Below are 12,427 nucleotides of genomic sequence, written 5' to 3'. Positions count from 1 at the left end.
AAGCACGGAGTACCGGATGCATTGAACCAAAGGGCACCGACCCGTAACGTTAGCAAGACCGGCCTCCACCCCTTGGACAGGCGTAACGAAGGAATGAGAGGGCAAAGACCCGTTGAGACATGGGAGTGATAACCTCCAGGGGCAGCGTGGAGAATGCGTGCAGTATATGGAAGGATATGGGGCTTGCAACCTCCCCCTCTATTTCCTCACGCCTTCATGTTGACCTGGTCTTCAACTACCTTTCTCTACTATCTTTCCGCATTTCCGGCAAGGGTGAAATCCTGCGAATAAGCGAGTATTTGTGAGAAAATTGAATCGTACTGAGGGAGTTCAATCGCCTATTCGATCATCGATTTCGCTAATATAACCATCTGCTTCCTAGACAATCGAAAGCTATCCATCTCAATGTAAGTACCATCTTTCACCCACCGTAAACATCCTCCTTGTGTTCCATAATCAAACCTCGCTTCAATTCCGTTCAAATTAACAATCTCACCACTCGAATCAAATTTAAAATTCTCTTCTATAACTTTGGTCGTAATTGTTTTACTACGAACATCTATTATTGTTTCAGATCGCTTACTTTTGTATCCTATCGCTTTATGCTGTTCAATCCCAAACATATAATTGCTTCCTGATTTATCGAAGTAATGGAGTCTAACCTTCGTAATTAGTCGGTCAGTATCAAGAGGATAAGGTTCTTTGATTTCAATCTTCCAATTCGTTAAGGAGTAATGTGGGGTAAACAACTTAAAATCTGTTGCACTTTTTAGCTGATCCAATCCAATATGTGCAGAAGCTATTATTGGATTTAACAACGATATTGTTGTTAAGACCAAAATAAGGACCAGTTTTTTCAGAACCACCATTAGCACCCCCGCATTATTCGTGTAGGGTTTCCCAAGACTGGTATCTTTATCAACGGGTGGTTTTGTTTAGGAATGCTGCCCGTTACTTCAATAAACCAAAAGAAGTGCTACCACCTTCGCAAGCACCTCCACAATCTTAGCCGTTATCCATCCATGCCGCTCACACGACACCACAGGTTATGGAAGTATTTGCGTTCTTCAATGGGAGCTTAATAAACAAGGAGCAGCTGCCATGGCAAATCTGCTCCTTGTTTTGATAAACTATCGTACTGATAGCTTAATCATGAACAAGCAGCCCCATTAAAGGTGGGACTGCTCAATGTGATACGAGACAGTAAACTTCTCTCTATTCCGCTGTTATTCTTCGATTTTAAACCATGGGCCTGATGCTTGAATTACGCTCCAAAGTTTTTCTGGAAGCTCAAGCTCACCAATCTGTGAAGTTTTAATCGTTGATTGGATTTCGGTCTCTCGTCCACTTTGTACCTTTTCAACCCACTCGGGATTCATGATTAACGCGTGGCCAATCGCAGCTAGGGTGAGACCTTTATCTATTCCTTTTGCAACATCATCAGGAGTCACCATAGAACCGGCAGCCAGCACAGGAACTCTGCCTTGTACATGATCAACAATTAACTCAAGATACGTTTTCTCATCTTGACTGTTGACTGGCTTTGAAGATAGAGCTGCTGCCAATGAAGCATGCACATAATCAACGTCTTCTTCAATCAGGCGTTCAATCAATGCATAGGTATCACTCATTCTCAGGCCACCTTCTTCTGATTCTTCGGGAGAAATTCTGTAACCCAGAATAAACGGTTTAGTTGCATGCTTCTTAATTACATTCTTAATCTCCCTGACGACTGCCAGTGGGAAGCGCAAGCGATTATCTAAAGAGCCCCCCCATTCATCCTCACGTCTATTGAAGAAAGGAGAGAAGAAGTTTTGAAGTAAAAACCCGTGTGCTCCATGAATTTCAACACCATCATAACCAGCTTCAATGGCTCGTCTTGTTGTTTGACCAAATGCATAAATCACGTCAGTTATTTCATCATGAGAAAGTTCTCTGGGTAATACTGAAGGAGCAAATGCAGTAGCTTCAGTCTCTACAGCACTGGAACTAACCACCTCACCATTTGGAGTTAATGCCGGTAAAGCTTTGTTCCCTGCATGGAAAATCTGAAGTAACACCGGAGCACCACCGCTTTTCGCAGCATCAGCTAATCGACGAAGACTTGGAATAAATGTATCGTCATAAGCCACGAACTCATTAGTAAAACCTATTCCGTTCGGTTGCACATGTGTACAGCCGGTTATTACAAGGCCAACTCCGTTTACCCTTTTGCGATAATAGCTGACTTCCTCATCGGAAATGGTTAGGTCATCGTTGCTTGCCCAGGTTGTCATTGGAGCCATCACGACGCGGTTCTTGATCGTGATACCATTTTTGAACGCGAAAGGTTCGAACAGTTGATTGTATTTGGAATTCATATTATATCCTCTTTTCATTTGATTTATTGATAACAGTTTAGACTGGAGTGGATCGATCAGAAGGCAAAATCATTGGGTGCCATTGTTAGTTAACCGAACATTCGTTTATTTATTATTAAAAGTATTCCCTCCCCTACCACATTAATGTAGCCAATTCATTCGCTATTATAATAAACGATCGTTCGATTAAAATCAAGCCATTTAAAATCAGAGGGATTGTAATTTCCTTTGTTATGGAATCTGCTCCCTCTGAAAGTCTGAATCAAATTAAGCTTTTAAAGCATCCCAAGTCATTTGAATTAACTCGTTCAAGCTTTCCTGTTTAAACTCTATTTGACCGCCAATATATGCTTTGACAAATTGCATGGCCGGGATAAACATGAACATATGGAGCAGGTTCGTATCCACTTGTTTGAAAACATTTTGACTCTTGCCTTTTTCTAATAAGTTAAAGATCGGCACAAAAAAATCTAATCCCTCTTTTAGAGATAACTTATGAAGCAGAGGTGAATTTGAAAATTGCTCAAGAAATAAAAATTCATCTTTATTGGTCAATATAAAGTTTATATACTTTCTCAACGCATGCTCGAAAGCGGATTGTAACGATAAAGAGTCATCGTACTCATAGAACACTTCTAGACTCATCTTCTTTTTGATACTCAAATACAATTTATTCAGCATATCCTCCTTGTTTTCAAAATAGACGTAGATCGTTGAAGCAGATACACCGGCTTTTTTCGCAATCTTGGACATCGAGGTTTCTGATAAACCATGTTCATTTATCAGATGGATCGCTGCATTGAAAATGCTGTCGCTTTTATTTTCATCTTTAAGTCTCATGTACCTATGTTAAACGATCGTTCGATTAAAGTCAAGTTACTCCGAAGTACCCTGATCGCGCCTACTTGTTGAACTATGCTGCCCGTTAGCGTAATAAAAAATGGAGTAGCTGCCGACTGCATCTGCTCCATTTTGTGTTTAACTAACATTACCCGTTATTTTAATGAGAGCTGTGGAAAACAATACATGTTCTTGTCCCTAATCGGCAAACAATATATGATCTTTTCATTAACTTTTGACAATAGCATCGTTTGCCGATTTTGAGTACAGTTTTGCTCGATAAAAACGTGCCCACCAATATGGCTGCACGTTTTTTAAAACTAAGTTTTGATATTATATCGATCAACTCAAATACTTACGCAAACCATATCGTTAATCGTTAAGGCATGCCTTATGCAGTATTTTATTTCCTAACTTTCCATATTCCAGCACATTGCCCATCCTAGCAAAGAGTCGCCCCGATAGGACGCTCCGCATCATAATTTCTCAGCATTAAGTTCGATAATAGGACAGCACCCAGCAAACGCCGTTTCGGTCGGTAACGATGGCCAGTAATCCGTTAAACGGGGCTTCGTACATTTCCGAATTAATAGTCCCGCCGGCCGCAAATTCTTCGTAAGTCCTTCGGAACGCTTCCTCCGTCTCGATTCTCAAGAAGACTCTCACGTAATCGCCTTTAAGTACTGGCTTTGCCGCTTGAGTATCGGCAAACTTAAGAGTTGCCCCCTCTACATACAGGTCCGCGTTAAGCAGCTCTTCCCCTTGCTTGCGCAGAATCGCAATCTCGCCGCCAAGAACGCTTTGATAGTACTTGATTTCATCTTTGCAGTTCTCCACTACGATAAACGGAATCGCTATCATCATTTACATCCTCCTAAAGATTATTTGATCATATTTGGAACGCGCGATTTCAATGGCATGAGCGTCTTCTTACTCGGTATTTAATTAAACGGACACCCAGCCCGAATCGGGATTCATATGATGCGGCCTTGCCTTCTCTTCTTCAATCCATCGATCGCGTTCGGATTTTGGCATGAGCAGGTCAATCAAGCGGTTACCGTGAAGATGCACGATCTCATTGCCGTTCAACTGAAATTCTTACCCTCCGAACCGATGAGGGTGCGTCGTAACGCTTGCCCAAGTCAACAGCTCTTCGGTCAAGCCTGCCCCTCCGTTCCCGCTCATCCCTACGTCTCCTCCTGCTCGCTCAGATTGCGAAGCACGGTTTTCAGCAGGCCTACCAACGAGTCATACTCCTCATCGGTAATGCCCTTCCGGGTTTTGTTCTTGACGCGGCCCAGCGCTTCCTGTACCTTCGGCACCACCTCATGTCCCGATTCTGTCAAATAGAGCAGTTGATAGCGGTTGTCGGCGGAATCAACTTCCCTCCGCACGTATCCTTCTGCTTCCAGCTTGGCAATCGCCTTGGCGGTAGTCGTCTTGTCAACGAGCAGCTTCTCACTTAGCACCTTCTGCGTGATTGGCTGCTGAAACGCTATCGCCATCAGAAAAATATACTGTCCGCTTCCGATTCGATATGGCGCCAGCTCGGCTGAGATCATTATCTGCATGTGGCGATAGATAGCTGAGATGTATTGGCCGTGCGATTCCGTTGCTCCCTTGTCATTTTGCCTCCAATGCTCGCTCAGTTTACTCCCTCCTTAAATAGGATGTTATTGCAACTAATTTCACGATACGCCATATAGGATGCTATTGCAACTATTTTTTTGTAAAACTCATCCGAGTTACTGGATTTCAAATATGACGCCACCTAGTTGAATTAAAAAGTCCGCATGACAAAAAGGCAGGGAAGTCACCGCAACAGGGGGGCCTAGCCTTTCTTATGTCTGTACAGATACCGGAGAAAGTGAAGATATTGCATATTGGATGAAAAGTCGATGTCACCACCACGCTAAGCTGCCCGTTAGCGTAATAAAAAATGGAGTAGCTGCCGACTGCATCTGCTCCATTTTGTGTTTAACTAACGTTCCCATTTAGCTCAACGAGGGACGAGAGTGCTTCCAGAAAGGCAAAAGCATAAAGGTTTACCTTTATCCTTTGGTGTCCATCCCTGGTTCATCGCCTCGATAATGACAGTAGTCACATCCGCTGGCTTAATGACCTTCATATCCAGTGACTTTACATTCGGGCACTCAATCCAATATTCATTAATGTCTGATTCTACACTGACTCTAATCAACTGCCCATTGAAATCGTCGTGTTGCACAGTTAAAACAAGAGACCCTTTGCCTGAAGGAGAGACAACCCATCTATAATTCTCTTGCCCGATCGTTATCTTTCTTGATCTTCTATTACTAATAGTCATCAGTTCAACTCCAATAAGACTTCAAGTATCCATTATTCCAGTGTTTAATTATCACTTTCGTGTTCACCCTTAAAATGAAAGTGCTCATGGTAAATACCGTCCATACCTACCAACTTACCGTTTTTTTATGAAAATAAGCAAAATTATGGTTCAATGGCAGTTCAAGCAAATCATAATTCATATCTTTTGGTAACCCTGGAATTACTTCTATTGCCTTTTCACGAGTCTCGAAGAAAGCAATTGGAAAAAAGTTTGGAAAACGTCTAGCATCTTCTGAAACAAATATTCCCCACATAACTACTTGATCCAAGGATTCACTCCGTTCTTGATTGTCCATTTTTACCATATTGTAGCACATTATTTTGCGTTAAACTGCCCGTTAGTTGAGAAAACGGCAGCCAGATTCATGGCAGCCGTTTCATCGTGTTTATTAAGCTATCGTTACCCGTTAGCTTAAGGAAGCATCTGCCGTCTTAGACTTTATTTTCTTTCAACAGATGGCGCGACTGTCTGGAATAGCAAAATTCAATTAATGAGCCGCTATCAAAAAGAAAGTATAATGTGTTAAGACATCATCTTTAAAAAATAATCTAACAAACGGGTAGACATCCGTTAGTATTGAAATTTCTCTATTTCCATTATCTTGAGTAACATATCCAGATGGTCCCCAAGTATCTTGCTCAGCATCTGGATCATATTGACCATAAAATACACCATTGGCATTACTTTTCCAATTCTCATTTTGAGGGAAGAGCGCCATTACCTCTTCAAAAGTATCACCTACACGAATTCCTCGTGGTCCCGGATGATCCCCAAACACATCAACTACTGCCGGTGTTGTTTCTATAGAGCGAGCATCAAAATAGATATATTTAACCACATCATTGGAAAAATACGTTTCACCGCCAAGGTCATTTACCTCTTTTTTAAGCCCGAGCTCTGCCATTTGCTCTTTAGTCCAATCCGAGCGTATTAAATCAAAGTCAAATATTTCTTGTTTAGTCATAACTTCTGGAGAAGGGATATTTGTTTCAGATGGCGCCGTTGTGCTTGTTTCAGAAACCGCTGTACTTTCTAGAGGAGATGATGATATGTCCGATGGAGTGGGACTAGTCTTCGTGGATGAATTAGAACTGCAAGCGCTTAAAAAGATTGACAACAGCAATAAAAGAATAATATTTTTATTCATTATACACCTCCAAGCTATGTTTGTTATTATTTTGCTTGGTTTGAATTTTGAAACTTCCTTTAGTTATTGATATGGCATACTCTTAGTTTTTTCACGTCTAAATATTTCATCATTTGGATATATCAAACAGTTTAGACGTTACGCTAAATTATATTGTTGCATATCTAATGCGGGAAATTTTATTGCGTTAAACTGCCCGTTAGTTGAGCGAAGGCAGCCAATCAATTTTGTCGGCTGCCTTTGCTGTTCCTTTGAACTAACGTTCCCCGTTAGCGTAATAGTTTTCCATCTTTTTCAGCCTGCAATCATTAGAATTCAATTCAATTTCTCGTTAGTTTGTTGATTTAAAGTATTTTGATAAAATGCCCTCTAAAACTTGCTTATAATCGTTTTTATTATAAGAAGAGTTATCAACTTTTATCTTGGTTATGTTTAAGCGGTTAAAAATTTCTTCTTCTAGTTCCCTTCTTGCTTTAAGAACCTGCAGCGTTCCATCTAACCCTTTGTAATTTTGTTTTTTTCCATAACCTTGGTTCGTATAATATTCAATAAATCCCTCTGACCATTCCTGAGGTCTTTCATTTACAGCTTTTCTGAAAGAATGATCAAGATCGTTCTGTTCTACGTAAATCAGCAAGGGATTCAGGCGCTCCACAATTGTTGCTAGTTCAATAACGTAACTTATAACGTCTTCCTTCTTCGCACCATGTTTAATCATCCCCATGGTTACAGGGTTTTGTATAAAACAACAATCAAAAACAAAGGTGTCTGCGCCATTCAAAACACGATCCGCAAACTTCTTCCATCGTTCTGTTATCAGTTTCCTGTTTTGATCTAGCGACAACTCATAAATATCATGTTTGAAAACTGCATGAAGCAATTCATCTGGAAAACCTGACCCGTATTCATTTTTTATTTTCCGATATTCTAGGAAGTAATCGTTACCTTGTTTAATCATGAGATTACTCAACAAATCTTTAAACTTTTCATGGGTACTCAATAATTCATCGCATTCATTTTTCTTAAAGAAAGCGACTCCATCATAATCAACAGGATGTTCCAGATTTCCTTCTAAAAACAGCTTGGATGTAATGTTCATTTCCGTAAGAATTTCATGAACGAGTTGAGCAGTTGTTGTTTTCCCGAATCCTGGCAATCCCTCAATCAAGACTAACTTCGATCTCATAATAAAGTTCCTCCATTCGCTAGTAGGAGGATAAGCAGGTAGGAATCAATAGAGACGCGGTTTCCCACGAATAAAAGCGGATACCATCAGGTATCCGCAGCATGGGTTTATGATACACCTTTCCCTGCATACCCTGTAAGATTAAAGAAAAGCATGCCTAATAGAATAGTGTAGTCACTATTACAGGCATCATTTCGATTGTTAATCTTTACAGAGTAATCCACATGATAAGGTTTATGCTCCTTTGTTTGCATCTCTATTGCCTAGATTAACATTAAGCATAGATAAATACAATCAGGGACTTTCTAAACAAAACTGCCCTCGTTAGCTCAACGAGGCTGCCGTTTCATAACGGCAGCCTCGTCCTGGTGATTGTTATGCTATAGTGTCCCGTTAGTACAATGACTTAACATTTCTGAGATAAGCTTTTTCTGGTCTGTAACTGCAAGATAATACAAAAAAGGCTACCTCAAACATCATATTGGATGGTAACCTCCGCCTTAATCCTTTATCATTTATGGTTTTGGCATACCGTAATCACATTGAAATCATCATCACGCATGTTGAAATATGATACAAACTCATTCCGGATAATCCCACCATAAATGATTTGGAATCCTAAACCTTCTATTAAAGCTGCCGCTTCATCAATATCATCAGCCGGCACAAAGCAAAGAGGTGGAGCTTTATCTGGAATTGGAACATTGTCCATTCCATTCGAATCGATCATAACGTCCGTTCCGTTCGGCAGATGTAGGATATGCATGTGACCGAAACGCTCCTGCTGCTCGCTTGAGAGGTTAAATAGCCTGCTGTATTGCTCTGCCGACTTTTCAAGATTTCTGGACCAAAGAATTACAGAACTGATCTGACTCCGAATGGGATTCTTACGTTCTTCTATCATTGTCGACTTCCTCCTTTTTTTTCTTTAAAAGACTATATTTACTTTTTTTAGCATATTCCCTAGAATAAATTCGTCTTATAGAAAGGAATCCCTGCATTGTTTTAATGCTTACTTGAGAAAAATAAAACTTGCCAATACGTGTGGTATTACTCTCCTACTATACTGCCCGTTAGTTGAGCGAAGGGCTGCCACGCGTCAGCCCTCTCTGTATTGAACTATCGTTCTTACGTTAGTTTGGTCGATTATAAACTATAAATTCCATCTCCTTCTCTAGTTAATACCCGCTTTTCAATGGGGAGCCGTGAACTTATATTGTTTTTCCCACCTCGTTCAGGATGAACCATATCAGCCACTTCCGTTTGACAGCTTTTCCACCGAGGTCCGTAATTACTTAAAATCCAGTCATCGATTTCAGTGTAATGTCTTTCTCCTCCGAGAGTGCGCATTGCATCTATTATTGCTTCATACAAAGTTATCTTCATAATTATCCTTCCCCTTACGTATCACATATTTCTCCGTTAGCTTAAGCTTCGCAGGGCATCATACCATATTATTTTCAGGAAGTTCTTCTTCTAATGGCGCTCTTACTAGGTCGCGGAATTCTTTCTTACAAACGCCGTAGAGCTTGTAATTTTCTCTGGCTTGATTTAATGGAATGTGGTTTGCCCCAATATTTTTATTAGGGCGTTCTTGTGCAATAACATCGTACTGCCAGAAACACACATCGCAGATATCCACGATAACTTCATTTTCACTTTCAATAGTATAGAATCCGCAACAAGGACATTGTAGTCTATTCACATAACAACCTCCTTATTTCAACAAATAAATCATACCACATATTGGAACTAAACTGCCCGTTAGTTGAATAAGCAATTATGAATTCTTTATTTTCAATAAGTCCAGTTCATAACCTAAATCATATTGAAAACGTTCATCCCATTCATCTGAATTATTTACCTTGATTGGATATCTATTTTCATTTAAAAGATAATGCTTCATTTGTAAAAAGCTACTAATAGGAAAGTCATTTCCGTACCATTGTTTTCTATAACCTACAAACCCGTGCTCACTTAAGATTGCTTCTAATGTTAATACAATCTCATGTACAAAATCATGAAATATGCATTCCTTGTCAATGAGCGTCTCTAATGGTAATGTTTCTATTCCATCCTTAAATAAATCAATTTTTATTCTAAGTTTCCCCTGTTGTTTCATTTCAAAATACCAGCGATGTATGGCGGGTTCTGAATCCCAACTGAAAATCACCTTATCTTTAAGTTCATCTGGTTCTACACATTCTGGGATTAATGATTCAACTGCTCTGACCAAATCTAAAAGTGGTTCAGATAAATAACTTGGTCTAATATAGACTCTAACATCATCTATTTCTAGCTCAGCGTCGGACCAACCAATGCTATGCAGTTTATAAGTAAACTTCATCGCGATGCTCCCTTCTTAAAATTGTTATAATTATATGTTTGATTCGAATATTTCAGCAAACGTTCCCCATTAGGTTAATCACGCTTTCGTTTTGATAGATACTTCAGTAGCAACATTCGAGCTTCATCAAAGTTCTTGTACTCCCGACTAAATGCCTCGTAATCGCTGATTCTATCCTCAATAAACTTGTATTGTTGAAACCAACTAAAGAATGACAACTGTAATTTTTCGATTTGTTTTTGAGGAATATCTCCTGTCTGACCAGCTAAAACGTAACTTAAAGTACCCACAATATTCATGCAATATGTGTTAAAATCTCCGGTTAAAGAGTTTTTATCATCCGCTAGCTTCATAAAGTCAGAGCGAAAATCAACCTGTATTCTATCAGTGTCCCTATACGGGAAGGGATTATCTAATTCGATACTTGTCAATTTTTGAATCACATTATCCGCAATAGTTTACCACCCCGTTTTATCCATTTCTTATATAACGTATTTCGGTGTACTACTCAAGTATTCTGCCCGTTCGTTGAGAAAAGGCTGCCTTGATGGCATTGAACTATCGTTTCCAGTTAGCTTAGTAAAATATCTGGGTAAACTCTGATAATTCCTCACTCCTTCATGGTCTTTTTTGTTTGACAAAAGATAAAATGATCACCAGGATTCCAAACGTGCAGATGATCAGCACGGTAACCCCGCAGCCACAACATGCCGTTAATTCGTCTAGGATAAAAGCCTTTCGGAAAATCATCGTCTTCAGATAGTATCTCCGATGCTATTGTGATGGAGCCAGCTGGAGCTTGATGTCGCCGTAAAGGATTCCCAAAATAACCTTCAGGCTGATCCAGATACTCCAGTCTTAGGTGAGGCGCCAGCTCAAGCGGACACAATTCCAAACCAAGTTCGCTCGCTCTTTTAATGATCTGAGCCGTAGTAGCTCCATCATGAAAGCCAAGGTCGCCAACGGTTAGTTCAACGGTCTGCAGGCTGTACTTTGTATCAGAAGTCGTAAATTTATCATCAGCTAATAGCCTCTCTCCAGACTCATTCATATAGATAGAGTATTGTTGCAATTTCTCTATAAGCTGCGATTTCGTAAGTCCGCCAACCTCTACTGTCCTTGTAATGATTTCGCAATTGGGATATATTTTCTCATTTTCGATACGCATTCATCGTCACTCCTAATAAATTGGGGACATAGGCTGAAAAACCGATATAATCGATTGTATTTAAATATTCTACACTTACCCATAAATTTCCTAGTCCCACTAATCTGCCCGTTAGTATAATAAAAATGAGCAGGCCAACATAGCGCCTGCTCAACATAAAGTGTTATTCAACTATCGTCTCCCGTTAGTACAATGAAGTACGTATTCTAAAAGTAGCCAAAGACTAGTTCGTCTCATATTTTATAATCAAGATTGTTGTAAAACCACCTAGAAGTAAACCCAAAGAAATATATCTAATTTTAAAAATAAATCTAATCAAAACAGCTACTATTATTCCAATAATGGAAAATGCAATTGCTAAAATAAAGGCACCAATAACTTCTTCATATCCACTTTCAAAATCAAATAGAAGAAATAATGAACTATACGGAAGAGTCATAACCTAAATTTATGAAATTCGCAAACAATTGGTTCACTAAGAAAATTCGCTATTCGATTAAACTATCCTGCCCATTAGTTTAACAAAGAAAGGGAGAAGATGCCGCACCAAACTACTCCATGTTTGTTCAACTATCGTGTCCCGTTAGCAGAGTAACTTGGTTTTTCAATCAATAACAACTTTTATTCTTTTTAAATTTTATTAGTTCAATTTGTTGAATAAAACTCGTAATTACCACTATTGTTAAAGAAATTCCGAAACTCCATTTCATAACTAATAATGTTTCTGTATCAGGATTCATTATGTCTTGAGAAGAAAATCCCCAATTTAAATAATGTAACACATACGATAAAGATGTTGCAGAAAGTATTAACACTGTATTCTTAAAAAAGAGATAATTTTTTCGCTCTATATTATACCATCCATTAAAAACGACTTGTAAGAAAGGTATTATAAAGGTTGTACAAATGGTATCTATAAAAGTCATAACCCATAAATAGTCAAAGCGTGTGACAAGTAACCAAATGGGAAGGAACAACAAATGATATATTACTACTGGAAAAAAATTAATA

General features: G+C 39.3%; 16 protein-coding genes and 1 pseudogene. All 17 read right to left on the bottom strand.

The genetic code is table 11. The annotated features are described in order from the left end of the window. Nucleotides 1–338: 338 nt before the first annotated feature. The gene (locus CEF13_RS12140) at nt 339–869 is read right to left on the bottom strand and encodes a hypothetical protein (protein WP_102710927.1); all 531 of its coding nucleotides are present in this window, start codon (nt 867–869) and stop codon (nt 339–341) included. Nucleotides 870–1,226: 357 nt separating this feature from the next. Beyond that, nucleotides 1,227–2,360 carry an NADH-dependent flavin oxidoreductase gene (locus CEF13_RS12135; protein WP_102710926.1) on the bottom strand — a complete coding sequence of 378 codons (1,134 nt, stop codon included), beginning with the start codon at nt 2,358–2,360 and terminating at the stop codon, nt 1,227–1,229. A 267-nt stretch (nt 2,361–2,627) separates the two neighbouring features. Continuing rightward, entirely contained in the window at nt 2,628–3,041 is a 414-nt protein-coding gene (locus CEF13_RS12130) for a TetR family transcriptional regulator C-terminal domain-containing protein (RefSeq protein WP_244917152.1), read from the bottom strand. Between the two features lie 3 nt (nt 3,042–3,044). Next, nucleotides 3,045–3,200 (bottom strand): annotated as a pseudogene (locus CEF13_RS29460) (TetR/AcrR family transcriptional regulator); the annotation flags it as partial. A 492-nt stretch (nt 3,201–3,692) separates the two neighbouring features. Further along, nucleotides 3,693–4,064, bottom strand: a complete 372-nt coding sequence (locus tag CEF13_RS12125) for a VOC family protein (protein WP_243864980.1) — start codon at nt 4,062–4,064, stop codon at nt 3,693–3,695. An 81-nt stretch (nt 4,065–4,145) separates the two neighbouring features. After that, a complete protein-coding gene (locus CEF13_RS29195) occupies nt 4,146–4,289 on the bottom strand; it encodes a luciferase domain-containing protein (RefSeq protein WP_243864978.1) in 144 nt (47 codons plus the stop codon). A gap of 98 nt (nt 4,290–4,387) precedes the next feature. Then, nucleotides 4,388–4,771, bottom strand: a complete 384-nt coding sequence (locus CEF13_RS12120; RefSeq protein WP_243864976.1) for a MarR family winged helix-turn-helix transcriptional regulator — start codon at nt 4,769–4,771, stop codon at nt 4,388–4,390. A gap of 428 nt (nt 4,772–5,199) precedes the next feature. Then, the gene (locus tag CEF13_RS12115) at nt 5,200–5,526 is read right to left on the bottom strand and encodes a hypothetical protein (protein ID WP_102710923.1); all 327 of its coding nucleotides are present in this window, start codon (nt 5,524–5,526) and stop codon (nt 5,200–5,202) included. A 106-nt stretch (nt 5,527–5,632) separates the two neighbouring features. After that, complete coding sequence (locus CEF13_RS12110) at nt 5,633–5,836, bottom strand: hypothetical protein (RefSeq protein WP_102710922.1); 204 nt, start codon at nt 5,834–5,836, stop codon at nt 5,633–5,635. Between the two features lie 219 nt (nt 5,837–6,055). Beyond that, a complete protein-coding gene (locus CEF13_RS12105) occupies nt 6,056–6,715 on the bottom strand; it encodes a hypothetical protein (RefSeq protein WP_146022704.1) in 660 nt (219 codons plus the stop codon). A gap of 331 nt (nt 6,716–7,046) precedes the next feature. Then, entirely contained in the window at nt 7,047–7,901 is an 855-nt protein-coding gene (locus tag CEF13_RS12100) for a P-loop NTPase family protein (protein ID WP_102710920.1), read from the bottom strand. 511 nt (nt 7,902–8,412) lie between these two features. Next, on the bottom strand, nt 8,413–8,805 hold the full coding sequence (locus tag CEF13_RS12095; protein ID WP_102710919.1) for a VOC family protein: 393 nt from the start codon (nt 8,803–8,805) through the stop codon (nt 8,413–8,415). Nucleotides 8,806–9,047: 242 nt separating this feature from the next. Then, complete coding sequence (locus tag CEF13_RS12090) at nt 9,048–9,287, bottom strand: hypothetical protein (protein ID WP_102710918.1); 240 nt, start codon at nt 9,285–9,287, stop codon at nt 9,048–9,050. A 58-nt stretch (nt 9,288–9,345) separates the two neighbouring features. Then, nucleotides 9,346–9,606, bottom strand: coding sequence for a CPCC family cysteine-rich protein (locus CEF13_RS12085; RefSeq protein WP_102710917.1), 261 nt, complete (start codon nt 9,604–9,606; stop codon nt 9,346–9,348). A 75-nt stretch (nt 9,607–9,681) separates the two neighbouring features. Further along, nucleotides 9,682–10,248, bottom strand: a complete 567-nt coding sequence (locus CEF13_RS12080) for a hypothetical protein (protein ID WP_102710916.1) — start codon at nt 10,246–10,248, stop codon at nt 9,682–9,684. A gap of 74 nt (nt 10,249–10,322) precedes the next feature. Next, nucleotides 10,323–10,679 carry a YxiJ family protein gene (locus CEF13_RS12075; RefSeq protein ID WP_166743017.1) on the bottom strand — a complete coding sequence of 119 codons (357 nt, stop codon included), beginning with the start codon at nt 10,677–10,679 and terminating at the stop codon, nt 10,323–10,325. Nucleotides 10,680–10,858: 179 nt separating this feature from the next. Further along, nucleotides 10,859–11,416, bottom strand: coding sequence for a helicase (locus CEF13_RS12070; protein WP_102710914.1), 558 nt, complete (start codon nt 11,414–11,416; stop codon nt 10,859–10,861). Nucleotides 11,417–12,427: the final 1,011 nt, after the last annotated feature.

The organism is Paenibacillus castaneae (assembly GCF_002884445.1).
In the GTDB taxonomy this organism is placed as follows: Bacteria; Bacillota; Bacilli; order Paenibacillales; family Paenibacillaceae; genus Pristimantibacillus; species Pristimantibacillus castaneae.
Note: the sequence above shows the minus strand (reverse complement) of the source record. Positions and strands in the feature narration are given on the sequence as shown.